Consider the following 24,441-nt stretch of genomic DNA (forward strand, 5'->3'; position numbering starts at 1 on the left):
CTCAACGCATCGGCAGCGGTGCCGGTGACGGATCGGTCACCGGCACGGGCGGCGGATTGAGCGGATCGACGGGCTCTGGCGGGGCTGAAGGTTGCGTGGCCATGGCGTCAACCTTTCTCATCGATGGGCGCGAGGGGCTGGCCCGGCTTGTCGCGGCCCAGCTCTTCCATCATTTTTTCGCCGTCATGATCCTGGCCGTCGGACGGCACGGATTCCTCGCGCGTGATGTCGGGCTCGTCCTGGGCACGGCCGTCTTGCGACGGCGCGGGAGTGGTGGGGTTGCTGTTCATGGTCGAGGCCTCCTGTGGTTGCCTGCAGCGTGGCCGGAGCCGTTCGCCGCGCTGTACGGCAAAGGGCGCAAGGCCCTGTCAGCGCACGCCCACGCGCGCCCTCAGCGCGGCGCGTCACCCTTGCGGTACTCGGCGGTGAGCTCGTCGAGCTGTTTCTTCAGATCGGCATCGAGCGTGTAGTCGGCGGCGGCCAGCGTCGCGTCGAGTTGCTCGGGACGGCTCGCGCCGAGCAGCGGCGCGGTGATCAGCGGATTGGCCATGACCCATGCGACCGCCAGCGTGGCGAGCGGCACGCCGGCCTCGTCGGCCAGCTTGTGCAGCTGCGTCACGGTGGCGAAGCTGCGGTCGTTCCAGTAGCGGTCCTGGTACATGTTGCCGGCGGTGCCGAGCGTGAAGCGCGTGTTGTCTTCGGGCTTCGCGCCGGCCGCGTACTTGCCGGTCAGCAGGCCGCCGGCCAGCGGGTTGTACGGAATCACACCGAGCCCCTCTTCATCGGCCAGCGGCAACAGCTCGCGCTCGATCTCGCGGAACAGCAAGCTTGCTGGCGCTCTGAACGCGAAAAGGGCGCCGTTCGGCGCCCTTTTTTTCGATTTCGCTGTCGCTACTTCTTGCCGGGTGTGTCTTCTTCTTCGGCCGGCCAGTCGCGGATGTAGGCCTTGAGCATCTTGTTCTCGAAATTCTGGCTGTCGACCACCGCCTTGGCGACGTCGTAGAAACTGATCACGCCCATCAACATCCGCTGGTCCATCACCGGCATGTAGCGGGCGTGGCGCGCGAGCATGATGCGGCGGATTTCGTCGAGCTCGGTTTCGACGGTGCAGGTGACCGGCGCATCGTCCATCGCCTTGCGCACCTGGGTACCGCCGAGCTGGCCGCCGTTGGCGACGATCGCCAGGATCACCTCGCGAAAAGTCAGCATGCCAACGAGGTCGCCATGCTCCATGACGACGAGCGAGCCGATGTCTTTTTCGGCCATGGCCGACACCGCGGTCGACAAAGGCTCATCGGGCGTGACGGTGAAAAGGGTGTTGCCCTTGAAGGTCATGGTGCCGAGTGCGAGCCTCGACACGGTGAGGCCGGTGCGGCCAGACGGGTGGTTGGGATGGTCATGAAGAAGGCTCGCTGTGGGTGAGCGGGCCATCTTAGTCAGCGCTGGCGAAACGTGCCCGCAGTCTCACACCGGCAAGCCCTTCGCCCGCAAGACCGCGTCGAAACGTTCCGGGTCGACCTGCCCGGCCGCACTGCCCGCGCGGATCGCGGCTTCCCTGACCAGGTGCGTGCGCGCGCGAAGATCGGCATGCCCTCCTCGCCCACTCGCCCGCGCGCCGATGCGGCAGCCCCCAAGCCAGTGGGGCGAGCGACCGTCGGCCGTCATGCAATGGCGCCGCGCCGCGCGCTGGCATCGGCCCGCGCACTCAGCAACGAGGCGCCGAACACGCCGAGCCCCGCGATCGCGAGCAACGCGCCGACCCAGCCGGTCGACGTCCAGCCGAGGCCCGCGCTGATCGCGACACCGCCGAGCCAGGCGCCCAGCGCGTTGGCCATGTTGAAGGCCGAATGGTTGAGTGCGGCGGCGAGTGTCTGCGCATCGCCCGCCACGTCCATCAGGCGAATCTGCAACGCCGGCGCGATGGCGACGATGGTGCCGATGAGAAACACGTTGATCGCCGCGGTGACGATGTGGTGCGCCGCGAACGTGAACACCGACAGCACCAGCATCGACCACACGAGCAACCCGCCGATCGTGCGCGTCAGCGACTTGTCGGCCAGGCGCGCGCCGACCAGATTGCCCGCCACCATGCCGACGCCGAACAGCGCCAGCACGATCGGCACGCCGCCGATCGGCAGGCCCGCCACCTCGATCAAGGTGGGCTTGATGTAGCTGAACACCGAGAACATGCCGCCGAAACCGATGGCACCGATGCCGAGCGTGAACCACACCTGCTTGCGCTTGAGCGCGCCGAGCTCGCGCCACGGGCTGGCACCGGCGGCGGCCGGCATGTCGGGGATGTCGCGCCGAAGCAGCACGACCGCGATCAGCGCGATGACACCGACGAAGACGAAGGCCGCGCGCCAGCCGAAGAGCTGGCCGAGCCATGCCGCGATCGGCACGCCGACGAGCGTGGCGCCGGTGAGCCCGAGCATGACCAGCCCCACGGCCCGCGCCCGCCGATCGGGCGGCGCCAGCGCGGCTGCGACCAGCGCCGCCACGCCGAAGTAGGTGCCATGCGGCAGCCCGGTCATGAAGCGCAACACGTTCAACGACAGATAGCCCGGCGCCAGCGCGCTCGCGAAGTTGCCCGTCGCGAACACGGCCATCAGCGCGACGAGCAGCGCGCGACGATGCCAGCCCGCGGCCAGCACCGCGAGCACCGGCGCGCCGATGACAACACCGAGTGCGTACGCGCTGATCACGTGGCCCGCCTGCGGAATGCTCACGGCGATGTCGTTCGCGACCTCGGGCAGCAAGCCCATGATCACGAACTCGCCGGTGCCGATGGCGAAGCCGCCCACGCCGAGCGCGAGCATCGCGCGGCGAAAGTTCACGGGCGCCATCACTCGCCTCCCATGATCGAGCGCTTCACGTCGTCCTGCAGCCGGCGCAGGTGCTCGCGCATCGCGCTGCTGGCGGCGCCCGGATCGCGCGCACGCAGCGCGCGCACGATCTCGCCGTGCTCGTCGTGGTTTTCCTGCTTGCGATGAAGCGGGCTGTGCAGCCGGAACAGGCGCGCGTTGACGCGCAGTTCTTCCACCAGCCGCGGGAACACCACGTTGCCGCTGGCGGCGGCGATCATCACGTGCAGCTTGTCGTCGAAATGCCAGTGTTCGAGTTCGTCGTGTTCGCCGGTGTTGAGCGCCTCGATCTCGGCGGCCAGCGCGTCGAGATCGCTTTCGCTGATCTTCGGGGCGGCCAGCGCGATGGCTTCGCACTCGATCACCTCGCGTGCGCGCATGCAGTCGAAATACTCGCGCGTGCGAGCGCGCGCACCGCGTAGGAGCGCGCGTCGCGTGCGTCGCACCAGCAGGCCTTCGCCGGCGAGCCGCACGAGCGCCTCGCGCATCGGCGTGCGAGAGATGCCCAGGTCCACGGCCAGCTTGCCTTCCTGCAGCGGGCTGCCGCCGGAATCTTGCGATCGAGGATAAGGCCACGGAGTCGCTCGTAGGCTTGTTCGGCCAGGCTGGCCGAACGGACCTCCAGCGGCGCGATGGTGATGGTGGCGGGTTGGGCCGGACTGGGGAGGCTGGGCATGCGGAGGAGCGGTGGCGCGAGAGGAAGCAAAAAGCTTAGCAGGCGCACACCCTGCATCGTTGCGTGCTCACAGCCATTTGCCGATCGGGCTCGCATTGCGCGGCACTTGCGGCCGCAGGCACGGCAGGAACTCGCCCGAGCCCGGCGCCGCATCGAAGACGCCGTTCGCCCACACGGTGCGCCCGCGCGACAGCGTGATCGCCGGCCACGCGCGCAGCTGCATGCCTTCGTACGGCGTGTAGTCGACCGCGTGGTGCAGCATGGTGTTGGTGAGCGTGCGCGCCTGGCCGGGCTCGAACACGTCCCACACCACCAGGTCGGCATCGCTGCCCACCGCGATGGTGCCCTTGCGCGGATACAGCCCGTACAGGCGCGCCGGATGCGTGCTCGTGAGCTCGACGAAGCGGTGGATGTCGATGCGCCCTGCGAGTACGCCTTCGCTCATCAGGAGCGGCAGCCGGGTCTCGATGCCGGGCACGCCGTTGGGGATGCGGTCGAACGACGCTTCCTCGCCGCCCGCGAGCTTGCCGCCCTCGCCGCCCATCGAGAACGGCGCATGGTCGGACGAGACGATGGTGAAGAGACCGCTCGACAGCCCGTTCCACACGAACTGCTGGTTCGCCTTGTCGCGCGGTGGCGGGCTGCAAATGCAGCCCGCGCCCTTCATCGGGTGGTCCGGGTCGATGCCGAGGTCTTCGGCGCTCAGGAACAGGTACTGCGGACAGGTCTCGGCGAACACCGGCAGGCCGCGCCCGCGCGCCCAGTGGATCTGCTCGATGGCTTCGCGGCCCGACACGTGGACGATCAGGATCGGCGTGTCGAGCAGTTCCGCCAGCGCGATGGCGCGGTGCGTGGCTTCGCGCTCCACCGCCATCGGGCGCGACGACGAGTGATAGCGCGGCGCCGTGAGGCCGGCTTCGAGCAGCTGCTCGGTGAGCCAGGCGATGCAGTCGCTGTTCTCGGCGTGGATCATGGTCATGGCGCCGTGCTTGCGCGCCGCCGCCAGCACTTCGATGATCTGGCGGTCGCCGAGCTTCAGGTCGTCGTAGGTCATGTAGACCTTGATCGAGGTGTAGCCCTGCTCGATCAGCGCGGGCAGTTCGCGTTGCGTCACGTCCTTGGTCGGGTCGGACACGATCAGGTGGAAGGCGTAGTCGATCACCGCCTTGCCCTCGGCGCGCCGGTGGTAGTCGTCGACCGCTTCCTGCAGGCTGTGGCCCTTGAACTGCAGCGCGAAGGGCAGCACGGTGGTCGTTCCGCCGCAGGCTGCGGAGCGGGTGCCGGTAAAGAAATCGTCGGCGAATTTCGATCCGTCGCTGGTGGGCTGGTCGAGGTGCACATGGCCGTCGACGCCGCCGGGCGTGACCAGCCGGCCCGCCGCATCAAGGGTCTCGCTCGCCTCGCCTTCCAGCGCCTGTGCGATGGCGACGATGCGGCCGCCGCGCACGCCGATGTCGGCCGTGTAGCGGTCGCCCACGGTGGCGATGTCGGCGTTGCGCAGGATCAGGTCGTAGTGGGTCATGGCATGGGTCGGGAAGAGTTGGCTAGCGCTGCTCGAGCGCGATGTCAGGTGGCGGCGCCGTCGTCTTGCCGCTGCCACCGGGGCTGTAGGCACGGGCGTAGTGGCGTTCGATGCGCCGCTGGATGAAGTCCCACGCCGTGGTCATCAGCAGGTAGTAGAGGGCGGCCACGAGAAAGAGCTCGAGCACCATGAACTTTTCCTGGATCAGCACCTGCGTGCGCCGCAGCAGTTCTTCCATCGAGATCACGGAGGTCACCGAGGTGGTCTTGAGCAGCCCGTTGACGCTGTTGCCGAGCGTCGGGACGATCATCCGCATCACCTGCGGCATGACGACATAGCGCATCGCCTGCGGGGCGGTGAAGCCCATCGCGCGCGCCGCGTTGGTCTGCCCGACCGAGATCGACTGGATGCCGCCGCGCACGATCTCGGCGAGGTAGGCCGCTTCGTTGAGGATGAGCCCGAGCAACGCCGATTCGATCACCGACAACTTGATGCCCAGCTGCGGCAACCCGGTGTAGATGATGATGAGCTGCACCAGCAGCGGCGTGCCGCGGAACACCCAGATGTAGAGGTGCGCCGGGCCCGACAGCCAGCGCAGGGGCGACAGCCGCGCAAACGCCAGTGCGCACCCCACCACCAACCCGCCCGCGATGGCCGCCAGCGTCAGCCACAGCGTGGTGAGCGCGCCGCCCAGGATGTACGGGTTGAACAGGTATTCGAGAAAGCCCGCCCCGCTCAAGCCGCTGGCCCCTTGACCGTGACCGCGCCGTCGATCGGCTTCACGCCGTACTGGTCGAACAACTTCTGGAAGCTGCCGTCGGCCTTCATGTCATTGAGCGCCTTGGCCATGGCGGCGGCCAGGTCCTTGTTCTTGGCAGCGAAGGCGACCGGCGTCGGGAACAGGCCGTTCAGCACGCGCTCGAAGTCGCCGCGCTTCTGGTATTCGGCGGCGGTGGAGTCGATCGACAGCGCGACCTCGACCTGGCCCGCGCGCAGCGACTGGAACGACATCGCGAAGTTCTCGAAGGTGCGGATGTTCATGCCCTTCATGCCCTTGTCGGTGAGCTGCTTGTCGAGCTCGCGCGTCTTGCGCTCCTCGAAGCCGCCGATTTCCACGCCGATCGTCTTGCCCGACAGGTCTTCGGGCTTGGCGATCTTGAGCGGGTTGCCCTTGGCGGTGCTGATGCTGATGGCCTGGTCTTCGTACTGCAGCATCTGCATGAGCTTGGCGCGCTCTTCGGTATAGAAGATGCCGGTGTTGATGACGTCCCAGCGGCCCGCCTGCAGGCCCGGGATCATGGCGGAGAACTCGATGCGCACGTACTCGGGCGTGAGGCACAGGCGCTTGGCGATCATCTCGCCCAGCTCGACGCGCATGCCCTTGAGCGTGCCGGTCGAATCCACGAACTGCATCGGCGGCAACGTCGGGTTGACCGACATGGTGAGCGTGCCTTTCTTGACCAGCGCCGAATCGGGCACCGGCGACTTGCAGGCCTGGGCGTGCGCGCCGGCGGTGCAGAAAACGAAGAGCGCGGCGACGGAAGCAATGGCGGGAAGCAATTTCACGGGGCAATCCTTCGAGAAGGTGAATGGACGAAACGAGGAAGAGAAAGGAAGAAAACGGGTGGCGTTCAGACCGGGATCGAATCGAGCAGGCCGAGCTTGTCGAGTGCGACGCGCAGGTCGCGTGCATCGGCTTCGGGCAACGGCAGGCGCGGCGCGCGCGGCTGGCCCACGGGCAGGCCCATCATCCCGAGGCCGTCCTTCGAGGCAGCGACGTAGCGATGACCGCCGACCCAGCGCACGATCTCCAGGATCTCCTTGTAGAGCGCGAGCGCGGCCGGCATGTCTTGCTTGTCGGCGACCAGTTCGAAGAGTTGCGCCGACTTCCTCGGAATCAGGTTGGAGCACACGGCCACCCACCCCTGGGCACCGAGCCAGAACGACTCGTAGCCCAGGATGCCGGCGAACACCGTCATGCGGTCGCCGCACAGCTCGATGATGTCGCGCACCCGCGTGACCTCCAGCGTCGATTCCTTGATGTAGCGGCAGTTGTCGATGCGCGAGAGGCGCGCCACCAGTTCGGGCTTCAGGTCGACGTTGGCCGTGGCCGGATTGTTGTAGACCATGATCGGAATGCCGATCGACTCGCCCACCTTCTTGTAGTGCGTGAAGAGCTCGTCGTCGGTCGGCGAGCTGTAGAACGGCGGAATGATCATCACGCCATCGGCGCCCATCGTTTCGGCCTCGCGGCTGAGGCGGACGCACTCGTCGGTCCATTCGGCGCCGGTGCCGATCAGCACGGGCACGCGTTTTGCTGCAGTGTCGATGCAGGTCTCGATGACGAGCTGCCGCTCATCGGGCGTCATGGACAGGAATTCACCCGTGCTGCCGAGCGGGATCAGCCCGTGAATCCCCTCTTCGATCTGCCAGTTCACGAGCTTCTTCAGGGCCGGCACATCCACCGATTTGCCATCGGCGGTGAAGGGGGTGATGAGCACCGTATAGGTGCCTCGAAACGCGGTCATGTCGGTCCTTGGGCTGAAAAACGGTGCAAAGTATTCGGTATACGATTAGTATACGTATACCGAATACAAAGTCAACTGTGACCGATCGCCTTTTTCCTGTCGACCTCGCCTCGCGAGCAAACCGCCTCTCGCACCCCGCCATCCAATCCGCCGGCCAGCCGATCCGCTTCTGGTACGACGGCCAGCCAGTGGACGGCCTCGAAGGCGAAACGATCGCCGCGGCGTTGTCCGCCGCGGGCATCGCCGCGCTGCGCCAGACGCGCAGCGGCCAGCCGCGCGGTCTCTATTGCGGCATGGGCGCCTGCTTCGATTGCCTCGTGACAGTCGATGGCCAGGCCAGCCAGCGCGCCTGCCTGACCAAGGCAGCCGACGGCCAGCAGGTGCGCTCCGCGATGCCAGCCGGCACACCGGACGACCCCTTGCAGCCGCTGGCACCCGAACCCGGCGCCGAGCCTGTACAGCTCAGCACCGACGTGCTCGTGATCGGCGGCGGACCGGCCGGTCTGCGTGCCGCGCTGGCCGCACGCAAGGCCGGCGCCAGCGTGCTGCTGCTCGACGAGCGGCCCCAGAGCGGCGGCCAGTTCTACAAGCCGCTGGCGCCGTCGCACGCGGCCGTGTCCGCCCCGGATCGCCAGTTCGCCGACGGCCTGGCCTTGACGCACGCCGTGCAGGCGGCCGGCGTCGAGGTGCATCAGGGCGCGCAGGTGTGGGCCGCTTTCTCGGCCACCGAGGTCGGCGCGCTCATCGATGGGCGCTCGACCGTGGTCACCTGCAAGCAATTGGTGATCGCGCCCGGTGCCTACGAACGCCCCGCCCCTTTCCCGGGCTGGACCTTGCCCGGCGTGATGACCACCGGCGCGGCGCAGACGCTGGCGCGCGCCTACCGCGTCGCGCCGGGGCAGCGCGTGCTGATCGCGGGCAACGGCCCGTTGAACCTGCAGCTGGCCGCCGAACTGCTGGCCGGTGGCGCGACGGTGGTGGCCGTGCTCGAGTCCGCGGCCAAGCCGTCGCTGGCGCAGGCCCGGTCGCTGTGGCGCGCAGCCCGCACAGCGCCCGATCTGCTCTGGCAAGGCGCGCGCTACCTGCGCCAACTGCGCCGCCACCAGGTGCCGGTGCTGTGGCAGCACACGGTCACCGCCGCGGAAGGCGATCAAGGCGCCCCGCGCGTTCGACGCATCGCCGCGTCAGGCCCCGACGGCGCGGTGTTTTTCGACGCCGACACGCTGTGCCTCGGCTACGGCTTCGTGCCCTCCACCGAACTGGCGCGCATGCTGGGTTGCGAACACCGCCTGGTCGATCGGCACCTCGGCTACCTGGCGACCGTCACCGCCGAAGACGGCGCGACCAGCGTGCCGGGCGTGTTCGTGGTGGGCGACGGCGCCGACCTGGGCGGCTCCCGCGTGGCGCTCGCGCGCGGCGCGCTCGCCGGTGCTGCGGCGGCACGCCGACTCGGGCTGTCACCCCAGGTTCCGGAAGACACGCAGCGACAACTCGAACGCGCATTGCAATTCCAGCAGGCACTGTGGTCGCTCTACGCCGCGCCGCCCGTGTCGCTGGCCTCGGTAAGCGACGACACGGTGCTGTGCCGCTGCGAAGAAATCACCTTCGGCTCGGTGCGCGCGCAGATCCGCGCCGGCCGCGACACGCTCGCCGCGCTCAAGCGCAACACGCGGCTCGGCATGGGCCGCTGCCAGGGCCGCTACTGCGCCAACACGGCGGCGCGTCTGGTCAAGGAAACGACGGGCCGCGCGGCCGAACCCGAGCAGTACTTCGCGCCGCGCCTGCCGGCCAAGCCAGTGCCGGCCGGCGCCCTCGGTTTCGAGAAACCCGAATGGGGCGGTCACAAGCCCGCCATCACGCCCAACCTGGCGCGACCGGTCGCGCACGACACGCTGCCGCCGATGCAGGCCGACGTGCTGGTGATCGGCGCCGGCGTGCTCGGTGCGTGCCTGGCCTACTACCTCTCGCTGGCCGGCCAGGACGTGATGGTGGTCGACCGCGACGACCTCAACCTGCAGGCCTCGGGCGCCAATGCGGGCAGCCTGCACGTGCAGCTGCTGTCCTTCGACTTCGGTGCCAAGGCGGAGGCCGGCGGTGGCCCGGCAGCCGCCACGCTGCCGCTCGGCCCGATGTCGGTGCGGCTCTGGCAGGAACTCGAAGCCGCGTGCGGCGAAGACATGGAGATCAAGATCACTGGCGGCCTGATGGTGGCCGACAGCGAAGCGGGCATGCGTTTCATCGAAGCCAAGGCCGCACTGGAACGCCGCCACGGCGTCGATGCACAGGTGATCGACGGCGCCGAGCTGCGCCGCCTCTCCCCTGCCCTGTCTCCCGACCTGCTCGGCGCCGAGCTGTGCCCGATGGAAGGCAAGATCAACCCGCTGCGCGCCACCTACGCCGTGGCGGCACGCGCGACGCAACAAGGCGCCCGCTTCCTGCGCGGCTGCAACGTGAGCGCCATCGAACGGCTGCCCGGCGACGGCGCGGGCTTTCTCGTGCACACCTCGCGCGGCGTGATCCGCGCCGGCCGCATCGTCAACGCGAGCGGCGCCTGGTCGAGCACCGTGGGCGACATGCTCGGCGTGCGCATCCCGGTCAAGGGCGCGCCGCTGCAGATGATCGTGACCGAACCCGCACCGCCGCTGGTCGATCACCTGATCGCGCATGCCGACCGGCACCTGAGCCTGAAGCAGGCCGCGACCGGCGGTCTCATCATCGGCGGCGGCTGGACCGCGGCGTTTCACGAAGGCATGCGCCTGAACCGCGTCGAGCGCGCCAGCATCGAGGGCAGCCTCTGGGTGGCGCGCCGCACGCTGCCGGCGGTGAGCGGACTGCACATGGTGCGCTGCTGGGCCGGCATGAACGTGAACATCGACGGCGCGCCGATCCTCGGCGACGTGCCCGGCGTGCCGGGATTCTTCAACGCCGTGACGTCGAACGGCTACACGCTGGCGCCGATCGCCGCAAAGCTGGTGACCGACCTTCTCGTGCGTGGCCGCACCGACGTGGACATCACGCCGTTCCGCATCGACCGCTTCATGTAGTGGCGCGTCGTCAGATCGCGACGAGCTGACGCACGCCGTTGGCTTCCATGTCCTTGCCGAGTCCGCGCGCGATGACTTCGCCGCGCTCCATCACGAGGTAGTCGTCGGCCAGTTCCTGCGCGAAGTCGTAGTACTGCTCGCACAGCACGATCGCCATGTCGCCGCGGTCGGCCAGCATGCGGATGACGCGGCCGATGTCCTTGATGATCGACGGCTGGATGCCTTCGGTCGGCTCGTCGAGGATGAGCAGTTTGGGGCCCGGCGCCAGCGCCCGCGCGATGGCGAGCTGCTGCTGCTGCCCGCCCGACAGGTCGCCGCCGCGGCGATTCATGAACTGCTTCAGGATCGGGAACAGCTCGAACAACTCGGCCGGAATCGGCGTGCTGCCGCTCTTGTAGGCCAAGCCCATGCGCAGGTTTTCCTCGACCGTGAGCCGCGCGAAGATCTCGCGGCCCTGCGGCACGAAGCCCATGCCGGCGCGGGCGCGTTCGTAGGGCGTCTGCTTGTGGATGGCCTTGCCGTCGAACTCGATGCTGCCGCTCTTGATCGGCACGAGGCCCATCAGACTCTTGAGCAACGTGGTTTTGCCCACGCCGTTGCGGCCCAGCAGCACGGTGACTTTGCCCAGCGTGGCGGTGAAGCTGACGTCGCGCAGGATGTGGGAGCCGCCGTAGTACTGATGGATGTTTTTGACTGTGAGCATTTTTGTGGCCTCTGGTCAGCTCTGGTTACGTTGGCTCTCGACGGGCCGCCCGGCATGCGGTGCAGTCTGTGCGACCCCACTGCGCGGGCCCTTCGGGCTTCCTTGCGGTACTCGCTCCGGGCGGGGTCTGCAGAACTCGCTTCGCTCAAACAGCTGCAGCCCTGATCCGCCCTGCACTGCGTTCCTCAGCCGCGCACAGGGGAACCGCCCAGCCCGCACCGCATGCCGGGCTCGGGGGTGTTCCTTCTCCCTCTCCCCGTGGGAGAGGGCCGGGGTGAGGGCCGAATGCCCAACGTTCGCGTCCAGCGTCGGCGGGTGGCAAGCCTGCGGGCGAGCGTCAGCCTGCGGCGAGCACCGCAGCGAAAGGCGGATCAGGGCCGCGCGTGTTTGAGCGCAGCGAGTTTGCGCGGACCCCGTCTTTCGCGAGGAGCAGCAGCGAAGTCCGAAGGACCGCAGGCGCCAGCCGCCCGCAGGCTTGCCACCCGCCGACGCCACCCCAAACGAGTGAGACTCAGCGCCCAAGATAAACCTCGATGACCCGCTCATCCGCCTGCACTTCATCGAGCGTGCCCTGCGCCAGCACCGAGCCGTCGCACAGCACCGTGACGATCTCGGAGATGGTGCGGATAAAGCTCATGTCGTGCTCGACCACCATCAGCGAATGCTTGCCCTTGAGCGTGAGGAACAGCTCGGCGGTGCGCGCGGTTTCCTCGTCGGTCATGCCGGCGACGGGCTCGTCGAGCAGCAGCAGCTTCGGGTCCTGCATCAGCAACATGCCGATCTCCAGCCACTGCTTCTGGCCGTGGCTCAGGTTGCCGGCCATGCGGCTCACGCTGTCGGACAGGTGGATCGTCTCGAGGATTTCGGCGAGGCGATCGCTCTGTGCCGAGTCGAGCTTGAAGAACATCGAGTGCTTCACGCCCTTGTTCGTCTTCAGCGCGAGCTCGAGGTTCTCGAACACGGTGAGGTGTTCGAACACCGTCGGTTTCTGGAACTTGCGGCCGATGCCCAGCTGCGCGATGTCGGCTTCCTTGTGGCGCAGCAAGTCGATGGTGCTGCCGAAGAAAACGGTGCCCGAATCGGGCCGCGTCTTGCCGGTGATGATGTCCATCATCGTCGTCTTGCCGGCACCGTTCGGGCCGATGATGCAGCGCAGCTCGCCGGGCGCGATGTCCAGGCTCAGCTTGTTGATCGCCTTGAAGCCGTCGAAGCTCACGCTCACGTCTTCCAGGTACAGGATGCGGCCGTGCGTCACGTCCACTTCGCCCGGCGTGCCGACGCGGCCGTAGCCGGCCTCGCGGCCGCCGGACTCGGTCATGCCCGGCTCGATGCCATGCAGCTTGGCGGCGCGGTGCGCGCCCTCTTCCATCAGATCGGGTGTCATGCGCGGGCGCCTCCGGTTTCAGCGCCCAGGGGCGGCAGTGCAGCGGGCTCCACACCTTCCGACGCGGCCAGCGAGCGTTGCGCCTCGAGGCGGCCTTCGGTCGGCGCGCCATCGCGCTTCAGCAGTTTCCTGACCAGGCCGACGATGCCGTCCGGCAGGAACAGCGTGACGGCGATGAAGATCGCGCCGAGAAAGTACAGCCAGTATTCCGGGTACGCCACCGTGAGCCAGCTCTTCGCGCCGTTCACGATGAAGGCGCCGATGATCGGCCCGATCAACGTCGCGCGGCCACCGACCGCCGCCCAGATCGCGATCTCGATCGAGTTGGCCGTGCTCATTTCGCCGGGGTTGATGATGCCGACCTGCGGCACGTACAGCGCGCCCGCCACGCCGCACATCACGGCCGAGATGACCCAGATCGTGAGCTTGTACGGCAGTGGGTTGTAGCCCGAGAACATCACGCGGGTTTCGGCATCGCGGATGGCCTGCAGCACGCGGCCGAACTTGCTGCCGATGAGCCATTTGGCGAACAGGAAGAAGAGCAGCAGCGTGACGCCCGTCATCGCGAAGATCGTCATGCGCATCTCTTGCGTGGCGATCGGGATGCCCAGGATGCGCTTGAAGTCGGTGAAGCCGTTGTTGCCGCCGAAGCCCGTCTCGTTGCGGAAGAACAGAAGCAGCGCCGCAAAGGTCATGGCCTGCGTGATGATGGAAAAATACACGCCCTTGATGCGCGATCGGAAGGCGAAATAGCCGAACACGAAAGCGATCAGGCCCGGCACCGCGACGATGAGCGCCAGCGTCGCGATGAAGCTGTCGCTGAAGGTCCAGTGCCAGGGCAGCGTCTTCCAGTCGAGGAACACCATGAAGTCTGGCAGGTCGCTCTTGTAGTTGCCGTCGCGGCCGATCTGGCGCATGAGGTACATGCCCATCATGTAGCCGCCCAGCGCGAAGAAGAGTCCGTGCCCGAGCGACAGGATGCCGGTGTAGCCCCAGATGAGGTCCATCGCCAGCGCGCAGATCGCGTAGCACATGATCTTGCCGACCAGCGCCACCGCGTAGTCGCTCATGTGCAGCGGGCTGCCCGCCGGCACCGCGATGTTGAGCACCGGCGCGAGCCCGCACACCACGATCAGCGCGACGAAGAAAACGGTCCAGCCCTTGCCGCTCAGCAGCGGTCCCTTTGTTGGAAGTACGACTTTGCTCATGCTTCTGCACTCCGGCCCTTGATGGCGAAGATGCCTTGCGGCCGCTTCTGGATGAAGACGATGAGGAGCACCAGCACCGCGATCTTCGCGAGCACGGCGCCGGCCCATCCTTCGATGAATTTGTTCAGGATGCCGAGGCCGAGCGCCGCGTACACCGTGCCGGCGAGCTGGCCGACGCCGCCCATCACCACCACCATGAACGAGTCGACGATGTAGCTCTGGCCGAGGTCGGGCCCGACGTTGCCGATCTGGCTCAGCGCGCAACCCGCGAGGCCGGCAATGCCCGAACCGAGCGCGAAGGCGTAGGTGTCGATGCGCGCGGTGTTCACGCCCATGCACGAGGCGATCGGGCGGTTCTGCGTGACACCGCGCACGAAGAGGCCAAGGCGCGTGCGACCGATCAGCCAGCCCATTGCCAGCAGCACGAGCACCGCGAACACGATGATGGCGATGCGGTTCCAGGGCAGCGCGACGTTGCCGAGCATCGTGAAACCGCCGCTCATCCAGGCCGGGTTTTCGACGCCGACGTTCTGCGCACCGAACAGCGAGCGCACCAGTTGTTGCAGCATCAGGCTGATGCCCCAGGTGGCGAGCAGCGTTTCGAGCGGCCGGCCGTAGAGAAAGCGGATCACGCCGCGTTCGAGGATCGCGCCGACCAGCGCTGACGCGAGGAACGACACCGGAATCGCAGCGATCAGGTAGCCGCCGAACCACGACTCGGGCAGGTAGCGCTGGAACAGCCCCTGCATCATGTAGGTGGCGTAGGCGCCGATCATCATGAGCTCGCCGTGCGCCATGTTGATCACGCCCATGAGGCCGTAGGTGATCGCCAGGCCGAGCGCGGCGAGCAGCAGCACCGAACCGAGGCTGATGCCGCTGAAGATCGCGTTGATGCGGTCGCCCCACACCAGCGCGCCGTCGATGCTGGCGATCGCGGCGACCAGCGCCGTCTTGACGGACGCATCGGTTTCTTCAGTGAGGCGCTCGTTCAGGAGCAGCTTGGTGTCGGGGCTCTTGTTTTCGCCCAGTGCCTTCGCCGCGGCGATGCGTTTGGCGGAGTCGCCGCTATTGAGCAACGACGCAGCACGCACGAGTTCGAGCCGGACCTTGATGCCGGCGCTGGTCTCGGCAGCAAGTGCTTTTTCGATCAGCGGGATGCGGGACTCGTCGGGGTTCTTCAAGAGCGCGTTGGCGGCTTCGAGGCGCACCGCTTCGTCCTTGCTGCTCGTGAGCTTGAGCACGGATTGCGCGGCATCGAGCGCGCCGCGCATGAGGTTGTTGTTGACCACGTCTTCGGCCGTGTCGGGCACCTTCAGCTCGGCGCCGGTGACGGGGTCGAAACCCTTGTCGTCTTTCATCACGAAGACCTTGTCTTCGGCGACCTTGACCGCGTCGTCGGACATCGCCTGGATGAACGCGGAGGTCTTGTCGTCGGCGGTGAGCACCGCCTTGTTCAGTGCAGCGACACGCGCTTCGGTGTCGCCGGCGGCGATGGACCGGGCTTCGTCGGCCGTCAGTGCATGGGCCGACGCCCCCATCAGACAGAGTGCGGCGAACGCAGCATGGAAAGTTCGGCGCAGGTGCTTGTTCACATCATCCTCGGCAAAAGAAAGGCCCGATCGAGACCAGCAAGGATCGGGCCTGAGAAATCGCTGAACACCGCGGAACGGGCTTTGCCCGGCCGCTGGTGTTGCCCCCGGTAGGGGGTGGGAGAAGGCGACACGCAGTGCGCCGCATCCTGGGGGCGAGCCAAGTTACATCGACTTGCCGGCGGGCTGGTCGGGCTTCTTGTCGTTGCCTTCGATGTACGGGCTCCACGGCTTGGCCTTGACCGGACCCGGCGTCTTCCAGACCACGTTGAACTGGCCGTCGGCCTTGATCTCGCCGATGAACACGCTCTTGTGCAGGTGGTGGTTCTTCTCGTCCATCTTCGAGACGATGCCCGACGGTGCGTTGAAGGTCTGGCCGGCCATGGCGGCGATCACCTTGTCGGTGTCGGTCGACTTGGCCTTCTCGACGGCCTGCTTCCACATGTGGATGCCGATCCAGGTGGCTTCCATCGGGTCGTTGGTCAGCGGCTTGTCCATGTGGCCCGGGATCTTCTTGGCCTTGGCGTAATCGCTCCACTGCTTGATGAAGGCGGTGTTGGTCGGGTTCTTGATCGACATGAAGTAGTTCCATGCGGCCAGGTGACCCACCAGCGGCTTGGTGTCCACGCCGCGCAGTTCTTCCTCGCCCACCGAGAAGGCGACGACCGGCACGTCCTTCGCCTTCAGGCCCGCGTTGCCCAGTTCCTTGTAGAAGGGCACGTTGGAGTCGCCGTTGATGGTCGACACCACGGCGGTCTTGCCGCCGGCCGAGAACTTCTTGACGTCGGCGACGATGGTCTGGTAGTCGCTGTGGCCGAAGGGCGTGTACTTCTCGTCGATGTCCTTGTCGGCCACGCCCTTGCTCTTGAGGTAGGCGCGCAGGATCTTGTTGGTGGTGCGCGGGTACACGTAGTCGGTGCCCAGCAGCACCCAGCGCTTGGCGCCGCCGCCTTCCTTGCTCATCAGGTAGTCGACCGCCGGAATGGCTTGCTGGTTGGGTGCTGCGCCCGTGTAGAACACGTTCTTCGACAGCTCTTCACCTTCGTACTGCACGGGGTAGAAGAGCAGGCCGTTCATTTCCTCGACCACCGGCAGCACCGACTTGCGCGACACCGAGGTCCAGCAGCCGAAGATCACCGAGACCTTGTCCTGGCCCAGCAGCTGCTTGGTCTTTTCAGCGAACAGCGGCCAGTTGGAGGCCGGGTCGACGATCACGGGCTCGAGCTGCTTGCCCATCACGCCACCCTTTTTGTTGATGTCCTCGATGGCCATCAGCACGGTGTCTTTCAACACGGTTTCCGAGATCGCCATGGTGCCCGAGAGCGAGTGCAGCACGCCGACCTTGATGGTGTCGGCAGCGAATGCGGGCGCGGTGCCGAGGGCGGCAAGCGCGACGCTGGCGGTAAGCGCCTTGAGTGTGAAACGACGTTGCATGTGCATCCTTCTCCGGTGGTAGTTGAAATCCGTCGTCAGCGCTTTTTCTGACGATGGACGGAGTGTGCGGACGACGCGCGGCCAGACAAATACGCCGGGTGGCGTACGGGGCACTACGATGCCGCCGACGTCACCAATCCAAATCCGAAATGACCCAAGATCTTTCGCTACCCAACTGGCAACTTGTGCTCCAGGCTATGCAAGCGTTGGGCGGGCGTGCATCACAATGCGAATTGGAGGCGTACTTCCGCGAGCACTTTCCAGATCGAAAGATCAGCAATGTCGGCCCCGACGCGACGCTGTTGACCGTCAATGCACATTCGCGTATCCACCACGCCAGTGGCAAGCAAGCCAGACGAACCGACGCCGGCAATCGCTACGACAAATTATTTCGTCGTGGCGACGGCAGTTATGAGTTCTACGACCCACTGGTCCATGGTGTTTGGGAAGTGGCGCAAGACGCGAACGGTAATCGCAGCGTGCGACAGGCAACCGACATGCCTGTCACTTCAGCCGCAGATCCATCGGGCGAGGTTGCGGGTACACCAAGCGCAGAAGCAAGCGGCGAGGGTGGCGGCCGCTTTGCGCTCGAAGCGCACCTTCGCGACTACCTTGCACAGAATCTGGCGAGCATTGCCGGGCTGCCGTCTCACCTGTCGCTGTACACCGATGGCGCGGGGGTGCCTGGCGTCGAATACCGCACAGATGTCGGGATCATCGACATCTTGGCGCGAGGCCACGACGACGCTTGGTACGTGATCGAACTCAAACTCGGCCGCGGTCCCGATGCAGCGCTAGGCCAGACGCTTCGCTATATGGGATGGATAAAGCACAAGCTAGCCGGCAATCAGTCTGTGTATGGTGTGGTCATCGCAGCCGAAATTTCGGACAAGCTGCGCTATGCGGCGTCCGTGACAACAGGGATCTTTCTCATGGAATATGACCTCAAGGTTGCGCTCCGCCTATCGAGGCAACTCGCGCCGGACACCAACACAGGAACTTGAAAATTTCGACTGCCTGCAGGCTCCAGGCGGTTCGCCAAGGGCTGCGTTGATGTGAACCCATGTCAGTTCCGCTGCGCCGCATCATCCAGCTTGAATGCCCTTGCGACGAAGGCCCACACCAGCTTCGACGCGTCCGGCCCGGCGGCGTCGGTGTAGGCGAAACGCGCCGCGCCACCGCTCCAAGCATGCCCGAGCCCACCGATCTGCCCCAGCGTGACGTGCACGCGCCCGGCGCGCTTGAAATCGGTCACGCGCATCGGGTGCCGCTGGCCGCGCTGCACCACGCGCTCGGTGCCGGCACGCGCTCCCGTGGCGGCGGCCCACACCGCTGCGGCGCTCGCCGCATTGCTCGACGCCACCACGGTGTCGGCATCGCCGTGCAGCACCAGCAACGGTGGCAGCACGGTGCCGAGCGCGGCGGCCCCGATCGCCTTGCCGACCGCGGTCGTCGGCATCGCCGGCGCGCGCCGGCCGGCCATCGCCCCGAGCGCACTCGCGGTCGACTGCGCAGCGCCGGGTGCCACGCCGGAATGCATGGCCACGGCGGCGAAGCGGTTCGCATAGCGGGTGGCGAGCAGCGCCGCCATGCCGGCACCGGCCGAGAGGCCGGCGACGGCCACGCGCGCGCGGTCGACCGGATAAAGCGCGATGACCTGATCAAGCGCCGCCATCAACGTGGCGGCTTCGCGGTCGGCCTTGCCGGAGCGCGTCTCGTACCAGTTCCAGCAACCTTGCGGATGGTGCAGGCGGTCCTGCTCCGGGTAGAGCACCATGAACCGTTCGCGCGCGGCAATGCGGTTCATGCGCGTGCTGGCGGCGAAGTCGCGACCCGTCTGTCCGCAGCCGTGCAGCATCAGCAACAGTGGCAGCTTTTCGCCGGCGGCCAGCACCAGCCCCGGTGGCCGGTAGAGGTGATAACCGCGCGCGCCGCCGGGACCGATCGCGATGCCGCCGATCCACTCGCCCGCGCCCGGCGGCGGCTTGCGTTGCTCGGCGGCGGCGCGTGTGACCTGCCGGGTGACCTGGCCCGTGATGCGCTTCGTGGTCGTAAGCGTCGCCTTGGTCAGCGCCTTCAGGCCACGCTGGTAAGCGCGTGTGAGCGCAGAGGTGGAGGTGCGGCGGGCCATGGTGCAGTGTGAACCCGAAGCCACGGACCTGCAAAAAACTCAATAGCGCTCGGGCACCACCATCGTGTCCGGCACCGGCCGGCGCAAGTAGTCCGCGTGCCGCTCGCGTGCCGGCAAGGCGATGGGTGCATGCGGCACCTCGTGGTACGGCAGTTGGTCAAGCAGGTGCGCGATGCAGTTCAGGCGCGCCTTCTTCTTGTCGTCCGCCTGCACCACCCACCACGGCGCCTCCGCGATGTGGGTGCGGTCGAGCATGATCTCTTTCGCCTTGGTGTACTCCTCCCAACGGCGGCGGCTCTCCAGGTCCATCGGACTCAGCTTCCACTGCTTGAGCGGATCGTGGATGCGACCGAGAAAGCGCATGTGCTGCTCGTCGTCGGTGATAGAGAACCAGTATTTGATGAGCTTGATGCCCGAGCGCACCAGCATCTTTTCGAATTCCGGCACCGTGCGGAAGAACTCGTCGTATTCCTCATCCGTGCAAAAACCCATGACGCGTTCGACGCCGGCACGGTTGTACCAACTGCGATCGAACAGCACCATCTCGCCGGCCGCCGGCAGGTGCGAGATGTAGCGCTGGAAATACCACTGCGTGCGTTCGCGGTCATTGGGCGCCGGCAGTGCGGCCACCCGGGCCACGCGCGGGTTCAGGCGCTGCGTGATGCGCTTGATGACGCCGCCCTTGCCGGCCGCGTCGCGCCCCTCGAAAAGAATGACGACCTTCTGCTTGCTGTGTTGCACCCAGTCCTGCAATTTGACGAGTTCGCCCTGCAGCCGGAAGAGTTCGGTGAAGTACGCCTGGCGCGCCGCCTTGTCGCCGACGACGGGCGAAGCGCCGGCTTCGCCGTCGATGATGCGGTCCTCGATCTCCAGCTCGATCTCTTCGTCGTAGCTGTCCATCAGGTCGCGGGCAATGCGTTGCATCAGGTCGTCCTGGCCGGGAAGCGTAGTGGTCGTGGTCGTGGTCGTGGTCGTCATGAGGCGGGATGCTGCCGCCGCTGCATGACCGCTGTGTGACGGCCGTCACGCCGTTGTCATGTGCGCGCGGCAGCATCGCTGGCTTGCCTCTTGCACCCGAACTCCTTGCCGGCGCCTACGGTGGCGACGAAGCCGGCCTCATCTGCGGCTACCTTTTCGACGCCACGGCGCCGGCGCCCGTGTGCGCGGTCGATTCTGCCGCGGCGGCGGCATGGCTGGCCGATACCCCGGCGGCACCGGCCGGCGGCGGCGCCTATCTGTGGCTGCACTTCAACCTGAGCCACACGCAGGCCGAGCGCTGGCTGCTGCGCCATGCCGCGCTGTCCGACACGTTCTACGAAGTGCTGCGCGACGAGCTGCATTCCACGCGCATCGAGCGTGCCGACGATGCGCTGGTCGCGGTGATCAACGACCTGCATTTCGAGTTCCGCTTCGAGCCGTCAGACATCTCCACGCTGTGGATCAACGTGGGCCCGCGCCTCGTGGTGACGGCGCGCACCAAGCCGCTGCGCTCGGTCGATGCGCTGCGCACCGCTGTGCGCGCAGGCGATGCGCCGCGTTCGAGCACTGAACTGCTGGAGCATCTGCTGCGCACGCAGGCCGATGTGCTGGTGGCGATTGTGCGCGACGCCACCGCGCGCATCGACGGCATCGAGGACGAACTGCTGGCCGGCCGGCTCGACCACAAACGCGCGCGGCTCGGCGCACTGCGGCGGCTGCTGGTTCGCTTGCAGCGCCTGCTCGCGCCAGAGCCTGCCGCCCTTTTTCGCCTGCTGCAAAGCCCGCCGGCGTGGATGGCCGAGCACGACGCGCTGGCGCTGCGCAGCGCGAGCGAGGAGTTCTCCGTGGTGCTGCGCGACATGCAGTCGCTGCAGGAGCGCATCAAGCTGCTGCAGGAAGAGGTCGCCGCCAACGTCAACGAAGACAACAACCGCAGCCTGTTCGTGCTGACGGTGGTGACGGTGCTGGCCTTGCCGATCAACATCCTGGCCGGCCTGTTCGGCATGAACGTCGGTGGCATTCCGCTCGCGGAGCACAAGCACGGCTTCTGGATCGTGGTCGCGATCATCGCGACGTTCACCGGCGTGGCCGCGTGGGTTGCATTTCGCAAGAAGCGCTGAAGCGGCCGGCCGGCGTCGCTTCTTTGCTATCGAATCAATAGCGTCTCGCGCAGCATCCACGCGCCCTGCAAGCGGATTCGATCCGAAATAGAATGGCGGCGTGACCACCTATCTCAACGCCGACCTGCACTGCCATTCCGTGGTTTCCGACGGCACCCTGACGCCCGAAGCGCTCGCCGCGCGGGCTGCCGGCAACGGCGTCGAGCTCTGGGCGCTCACCGATCACGACGAGGTCGGCGGCCAGCACCGCGCCGCCGCCGCAGCCCGCGAGAACGGCATGCGCTACCTCACCGGCACCGAAATCTCGGTGACCTTCGCGAACGAAACCGTGCACATCGTCGGCCTCGGCTTCGATCCCGACGACGCCGCCATGACGCAAGGCCTCTACGACACGCGTGGCGGCCGCGGCAAGCGTGCGCAGGAAATGGCCGAAGGTCTGGCGAAGGTCGGCATCACGGGCGCATACGAAGGCGCACTCAAGTTTGTCGGTAATCCCGAACTGATTTCGCGCACGCACTTCGCACGCTTTCTGGTGGAGAGCGGCGTGTGCAAGGACACCTACGAGGTGTTTCGCAAGTACCTCACCGAAGGCAAGCCGGGTTACGTGCCGCACCGCTGGGCCTCGCTCAAGAGTGCGGTCCAGTGGATCACCGAAGCCAAAGGCATCGCGGTGATCGCGCATCCCGGCCGCTACAAGTTCACCGCGAACGAGGAGTACGCGCTCTTCCTTGAATTCCAGGCGCACGGCGGCCGGGCGATCGAAGTGGTCACCGGCAGCCACACGCCCGCCGAATATGTCGAGTACGCGGACAAGGCGATCGAGTTCGGCTTTGCCGGGTCGCGCGGCAGCGACTTCCACAGCCCCGACGAGAGCCACATGGACCTCGGCAAGCTGCCCTTGCTGCCCGGCAAGCTCACCCCGGTCTGGGAACTGCTCGAACACCGCATCCAGTGAGCGAGGTCCAGGCGCCGCCGCGCGGGGCACGCGACCTCGAGTCCGAGCGCATCCTGGCCGGCATCGGCCTCGTGCTCCTTGCCGTCGCGTGCTTCGCGACGCTCGACACGGCCACCAAGATTTCGGTCAGCACCGTGCCCATCGTTATGGGCGTGTGGTTCCGCTACGCGTTCCAGGCGGTCGCGACCACGGCGGTGCTGTTGCCAACGCGGGGGCTGTCGATCCTGCGCACCGCGCACCCGAAGTTCCATGCGCTGCGCGGCGCCCTGCTGCTGACGACGAGTCTTTTCGCGTTCTTCAGCCTGCGCTACATGCCGCTCGCCGAATTCACCGCGGTCGTGCTGATTGCGCCCCTGGTGATCACGCTGTTCGCGGCCACGGTGCTCAAGGAGCGTGTGTCGGCCTTGCGCTGGTCGCTGGTGGCGGGCGGCTTCGTCGGCACGCTGGTCATCCTGCGGCCGGGCGGCAGCGCCTTCAGCTGGGCGATCCTGCTGCCGATCGGCTTGGTGATGACCAACGCGTGGTTCCAGGTGCTCACGAGCAAGCTGGCGCAAACCGAGAACCCGCTGACGATGCATTTCTACACGGGCTGGGTCGGCGCACTGCTCGCGGCATGTGCACTGCCTTTCGTGTGGACCACGCTGCCGTCGTGGCATTCGTGGGCCTTGCTGTGCCTGATGGGCGCGATGGGCACGGTCGGCCATTTCATGCTGATCCTGGCGTACCAGCGCGCGCCCGCTTCCACGCTCACGCCCTTCCTCTACGCGCAGATTGCCTTCGCGATGCTCGGCGGCTGGCTCATGTTCTCGCATGTGCCCGACACGGTGTCGCTGGTCGGCATGGGGCTGATCGCGGTGTGCGGCGCGGCCGGTGCCTGGCTCACGGTGCGCGAGCGCCGCTTGCCGATCGAACCCGCAGAATCCTGATTGGAGACACCCTATGGCCCAGTATTTCGAAGTTCATCCCGAGAACCCGCAGCAGCGCCTGCTCAAGCAGGCTGTTGCACTGCTCGGCCGCGGCCAGATCGTCGCGGTTCCGACCGATTCCAGCTACGCGTTGGCTTGCCATCTCGACGACAAGGATGCAGTCGACCAGTTGCGCCGCATCCGCCAGGTCGACGACAAGCACCACCTCACGCTGCTGTGCCGCGACCTGAGCGAGCTCGCGAACTACGCGCGCGTCGACAACAAGCAGTACCGCTTGCTGAAGACCGCGACGCCGGGGCCTTACACCTTCCTGCTCGAGGCCACGAAGGAGGTGCCGCGCCGCGTGAGCCATCCGCAGCGCAAGACCATCGGCCTGCGCGTGCCCGATCACAAGGTGCTCAACGAACTGCTGATGCTGCACGGCGAACCGCTGCTCGCGACGACGTTGATCCCGCCCGGCGAAACCGAGCCGATGAACGACGCGCAAGAAATTCGCGAACGCTTCGAGAAGCTCATCGGCGCCGTGATCGATGCGGGCGCCTGTCCGTCGGAGCCGACGACGGTGGTCGACCTCACGCCAATGGGTGCAGGCGACGACCCGGTGGTGGTGCGCCAGGGCCGCGGCGGACTCGCCTTGCTGGGGCTTTAAGCCATTGGTATTCCTCACGGAAGTGGCAGCCCGTCTGAGACAATCCAGCCAGTGGATTTCTCCAACCTGATTCAAACCGTCCTGATTTACGCACTGCCCGTGGTCTTCGCGATCACCGTGCACGAAGCAGCCCACGGCTACGTGGCGCGGCACTTCGGCGACAACACCGCCTACACGCTCGGCCGCGTGACGCTCAACCCCATCAAGCACATCGATCCGGTCGGCACGATCCTGATGCCTTTGATGCTGTACTTCGCCACCTCGGGCGCCTTCCTGTTCGGCTATGCCAAGCCGGTGCCGGTCAACTTCAATCAGCTTCGCAATCCGAAGCGCGACATGATCTGGGTCGCGCTCGCGGGCCCGGCCTCGAACTTCATCCAGGCCATCCTGTGGGCGCTGCTGTTCGTCGCACTGGTGGCGGGCAACGTCACCGAAACCTTCTTCCTGAAGATGGCGCAAGGTGGCGTGCTGGTGAACCTCGTCATGTGGGCCTTCAACCTGTTCCCGCTGCCGCCGCTCGACGGCGGGCGCGTGCTCGCCGGCCTGCTGCCGCGTGGCGCGGCGCAATCCTTCCTGGCGCGCATCGAGCCTTATGGCTTCTTCATCGTCATGGCCCTCGTGCTGGCGGGCATCGTCAGCAAGTATTGGCTGAGCCCGCTGATGGCGCTCGGCTACCAGGGCATCAACCTGCTGATCACCCCCCTTCTGGCGCTCTTGCGCTGAGACCCC

23 protein-coding genes are annotated in these 24,441 nt (G+C 66.7%); 7 read left to right on the forward strand and 16 right to left on the reverse strand.

The genetic code is table 11. The features are described from left to right. Window positions 1-107: 107 nt before the first annotated feature. The 9 genes from AX767_RS04515 to AX767_RS04560 all read right to left on the reverse strand — a co-directional run bounded on the left by AX767_RS04515 (window position 108) and on the right by AX767_RS04560 (window position 7,590). On the reverse strand, window positions 108-290 hold the full coding sequence (locus AX767_RS04515; RefSeq protein ID WP_068629015.1) for a hypothetical protein: 183 nt from the start codon (window positions 288-290) through the stop codon (window positions 108-110). Window positions 291-391: 101 nt separating this feature from the next. After that, window positions 392-826, reverse strand: coding sequence for an aldo/keto reductase (locus tag AX767_RS04520; protein WP_237288549.1), 435 nt, complete (start codon window positions 824-826; stop codon window positions 392-394). Window positions 827-891: 65 nt separating this feature from the next. Next, complete coding sequence (locus AX767_RS04525) at window positions 892-1,335, reverse strand: CBS domain-containing protein (protein ID WP_068633343.1); 444 nt, start codon at window positions 1,333-1,335, stop codon at window positions 892-894. A 326-nt stretch (window positions 1,336-1,661) separates the two neighbouring features. After that, window positions 1,662-2,846, reverse strand: coding sequence for an MFS transporter (locus tag AX767_RS04535; RefSeq protein WP_082754809.1), 1,185 nt, complete (start codon window positions 2,844-2,846; stop codon window positions 1,662-1,664). Then, on the reverse strand, window positions 2,846-3,379 hold the full coding sequence (locus AX767_RS04540) for a GntR family transcriptional regulator (protein WP_237288550.1): 534 nt from the start codon (window positions 3,377-3,379) through the stop codon (window positions 2,846-2,848). Before AX767_RS04540 ends, AX767_RS04535 begins: the two co-directional genes overlap by 1 nt. A 228-nt stretch (window positions 3,380-3,607) precedes the next feature. Then, a complete protein-coding gene (gene hydA / locus AX767_RS04545; RefSeq protein ID WP_068629021.1) occupies window positions 3,608-5,062 on the reverse strand; it encodes a dihydropyrimidinase in 1,455 nt (484 codons plus the stop codon). A gap of 22 nt (window positions 5,063-5,084) precedes the next feature. Continuing rightward, complete coding sequence (locus AX767_RS04550) at window positions 5,085-5,801, reverse strand: amino acid ABC transporter permease (RefSeq protein WP_068629023.1); 717 nt, start codon at window positions 5,799-5,801, stop codon at window positions 5,085-5,087. After that, complete coding sequence (locus AX767_RS04555; RefSeq protein ID WP_068629025.1) at window positions 5,798-6,628, reverse strand: ABC transporter substrate-binding protein; 831 nt, start codon at window positions 6,626-6,628, stop codon at window positions 5,798-5,800. Before AX767_RS04555 ends, AX767_RS04550 begins: the two co-directional genes overlap by 4 nt. Window positions 6,629-6,693: 65 nt before the next feature. Beyond that, window positions 6,694-7,590: a dihydrodipicolinate synthase family protein gene (locus AX767_RS04560; protein WP_068629027.1), complete on the reverse strand. Its 897-nt coding sequence runs from the start codon at window positions 7,588-7,590 to the stop codon at window positions 6,694-6,696. A gap of 77 nt (window positions 7,591-7,667) precedes the next feature. On the opposite strand from AX767_RS04560, the gene AX767_RS22110 reads away from it, so the two are divergent. Next, the gene (locus AX767_RS22110) at window positions 7,668-10,634 is read left to right on the forward strand and encodes an FAD-dependent oxidoreductase (RefSeq protein WP_068629029.1); all 2,967 of its coding nucleotides are present in this window, start codon (window positions 7,668-7,670) and stop codon (window positions 10,632-10,634) included. A 10-nt stretch (window positions 10,635-10,644) separates the two neighbouring features. On the opposite strand, the gene urtE is transcribed toward AX767_RS22110, so the two are convergent. The 5 genes from urtE to urtA all read right to left on the reverse strand — a co-directional run bounded on the left by urtE (window position 10,645) and on the right by urtA (window position 16,952). Then, a complete protein-coding gene (gene urtE / locus AX767_RS04570) occupies window positions 10,645-11,337 on the reverse strand; it encodes an urea ABC transporter ATP-binding subunit UrtE (RefSeq protein ID WP_068629031.1) in 693 nt (230 codons plus the stop codon). Window positions 11,338-11,848: 511 nt separating this feature from the next. Beyond that, complete coding sequence (gene urtD, locus AX767_RS04575) at window positions 11,849-12,721, reverse strand: urea ABC transporter ATP-binding protein UrtD (RefSeq protein WP_068629033.1); 873 nt, start codon at window positions 12,719-12,721, stop codon at window positions 11,849-11,851. Then, window positions 12,718-13,929 (reverse strand): urea ABC transporter permease subunit UrtC, encoded by a 1,212-nt coding sequence (gene urtC / locus AX767_RS04580; protein WP_068629035.1) that lies wholly within the window; start codon window positions 13,927-13,929, stop codon window positions 12,718-12,720. Before urtC ends, urtD begins: the two co-directional genes overlap by 4 nt. Next, the gene (gene urtB, locus AX767_RS04585; RefSeq protein WP_068633344.1) at window positions 13,926-15,467 is read right to left on the reverse strand and encodes an urea ABC transporter permease subunit UrtB; all 1,542 of its coding nucleotides are present in this window, start codon (window positions 15,465-15,467) and stop codon (window positions 13,926-13,928) included. The genes urtC and urtB overlap by 4 nt, the downstream gene beginning before the upstream one ends. A gap of 216 nt (window positions 15,468-15,683) precedes the next feature. Next, window positions 15,684-16,952, reverse strand: a complete 1,269-nt coding sequence (gene urtA / locus AX767_RS04590; RefSeq protein WP_068633346.1) for an urea ABC transporter substrate-binding protein — start codon at window positions 16,950-16,952, stop codon at window positions 15,684-15,686. 149 nt (window positions 16,953-17,101) lie between these two features. Here urtA and AX767_RS04595 point away from each other — a divergent pair, with 149 nt between their 5' ends. Further along, window positions 17,102-17,956 carry an endonuclease NucS domain-containing protein gene (locus tag AX767_RS04595; RefSeq protein WP_068629037.1) on the forward strand — a complete coding sequence of 285 codons (855 nt, stop codon included), beginning with the start codon at window positions 17,102-17,104 and terminating at the stop codon, window positions 17,954-17,956. Window positions 17,957-18,018: 62 nt separating this feature from the next. Here the strand turns inward: AX767_RS04595 and AX767_RS04600 are convergent, their stop codons facing one another. After that, entirely contained in the window at window positions 18,019-19,083 is a 1,065-nt protein-coding gene (locus tag AX767_RS04600; RefSeq protein WP_068629039.1) for an extracellular catalytic domain type 1 short-chain-length polyhydroxyalkanoate depolymerase, read from the reverse strand. Between the two features lie 39 nt (window positions 19,084-19,122). Further along, window positions 19,123-20,061: a polyphosphate kinase 2 gene (ppk2, locus tag AX767_RS04605; RefSeq protein ID WP_068629041.1), complete on the reverse strand. Its 939-nt coding sequence runs from the start codon at window positions 20,059-20,061 to the stop codon at window positions 19,123-19,125. Window positions 20,062-20,069: 8 nt separating this feature from the next. On the opposite strand from ppk2, the gene AX767_RS04610 reads away from it, so the two are divergent. The 5 genes from AX767_RS04610 (at window position 20,070) to AX767_RS04630 (ending at window position 24,435) form a co-directional block, all read left to right on the forward strand. Further along, window positions 20,070-21,182: a transporter gene (locus tag AX767_RS04610; protein WP_168164802.1), complete on the forward strand. Its 1,113-nt coding sequence runs from the start codon at window positions 20,070-20,072 to the stop codon at window positions 21,180-21,182. 100 nt (window positions 21,183-21,282) lie between these two features. Continuing rightward, a complete protein-coding gene (locus AX767_RS04615) occupies window positions 21,283-22,137 on the forward strand; it encodes a 3',5'-nucleoside bisphosphate phosphatase (protein WP_068629042.1) in 855 nt (284 codons plus the stop codon). After that, window positions 22,134-23,063 carry a DMT family transporter gene (locus AX767_RS04620; RefSeq protein WP_237288551.1) on the forward strand — a complete coding sequence of 310 codons (930 nt, stop codon included), beginning with the start codon at window positions 22,134-22,136 and terminating at the stop codon, window positions 23,061-23,063. Before AX767_RS04615 ends, AX767_RS04620 begins: the two co-directional genes overlap by 4 nt. 13 nt (window positions 23,064-23,076) lie before the next feature. Next, complete coding sequence (locus tag AX767_RS04625) at window positions 23,077-23,712, forward strand: L-threonylcarbamoyladenylate synthase (RefSeq protein WP_068629047.1); 636 nt, start codon at window positions 23,077-23,079, stop codon at window positions 23,710-23,712. A gap of 51 nt (window positions 23,713-23,763) precedes the next feature. Next, entirely contained in the window at window positions 23,764-24,435 is a 672-nt protein-coding gene (locus AX767_RS04630) for a site-2 protease family protein (protein ID WP_068629049.1), read from the forward strand. Window positions 24,436-24,441 lie beyond the last annotated feature (6 nt).

Origin of the sequence: Variovorax sp. PAMC 28711 (assembly GCF_001577265.1) — a bacterium.
Lineage (GTDB): Bacteria > Pseudomonadota > Gammaproteobacteria > Burkholderiales > Burkholderiaceae_C > Variovorax.

Bases quoted from the DNA above. Each gene is read 5' to 3' on its own strand.
- AX767_RS04515 (WP_068629015.1), bottom strand. From the start codon at position 290: ATGAACAGCAACCCCACCACTCCCGCGCCGTCGCAAGACGGCCGTGCC.
- AX767_RS04525 (WP_068633343.1), bottom strand. From the start codon at position 1,335: ATGACCTTCAAGGGCAACACCCTTTTCACCGTCACGCCCGATGAGCCT.
- AX767_RS04535 (WP_082754809.1), bottom strand. From the start codon at position 2,846: ATGGCGCCCGTGAACTTTCGCCGCGCGATGCTCGCGCTCGGCGTGGGC.
- hydA (WP_068629021.1), bottom strand. From the start codon at position 5,062: ATGACCCACTACGACCTGATCCTGCGCAACGCCGACATCGCCACCGTG.
- AX767_RS04560 (WP_068629027.1), bottom strand. From the start codon at position 7,590: ATGACCGCGTTTCGAGGCACCTATACGGTGCTCATCACCCCCTTCACC.
- urtE (WP_068629031.1), bottom strand. From the start codon at position 11,337: ATGCTCACAGTCAAAAACATCCATCAGTACTACGGCGGCTCCCACATC.
- urtD (WP_068629033.1), bottom strand. From the start codon at position 12,721: ATGACACCCGATCTGATGGAAGAGGGCGCGCACCGCGCCGCCAAGCTG.
- urtC (WP_068629035.1), bottom strand. From the start codon at position 13,929: ATGAGCAAAGTCGTACTTCCAACAAAGGGACCGCTGCTGAGCGGCAAG.
- urtB (WP_068633344.1), bottom strand. From the start codon at position 15,467: ATGGGGGCGTCGGCCCATGCACTGACGGCCGACGAAGCCCGGTCCATC.
- urtA (WP_068633346.1), bottom strand. From the start codon at position 16,952: ATGCAACGTCGTTTCACACTCAAGGCGCTTACCGCCAGCGTCGCGCTT.
- AX767_RS04595 (WP_068629037.1), top strand. From the start codon at position 17,102: ATGACCCAAGATCTTTCGCTACCCAACTGGCAACTTGTGCTCCAGGCT.
- AX767_RS04600 (WP_068629039.1), bottom strand. From the start codon at position 19,083: ATGGCCCGCCGCACCTCCACCTCTGCGCTCACACGCGCTTACCAGCGT.
- ppk2 (WP_068629041.1), bottom strand. From the start codon at position 20,061: ATGACGACCACGACCACGACCACGACCACTACGCTTCCCGGCCAGGAC.
- AX767_RS04610 (WP_168164802.1), top strand. From the start codon at position 20,070: ATGCTGCCGCCGCTGCATGACCGCTGTGTGACGGCCGTCACGCCGTTG.
- AX767_RS04625 (WP_068629047.1), top strand. From the start codon at position 23,077: ATGGCCCAGTATTTCGAAGTTCATCCCGAGAACCCGCAGCAGCGCCTG.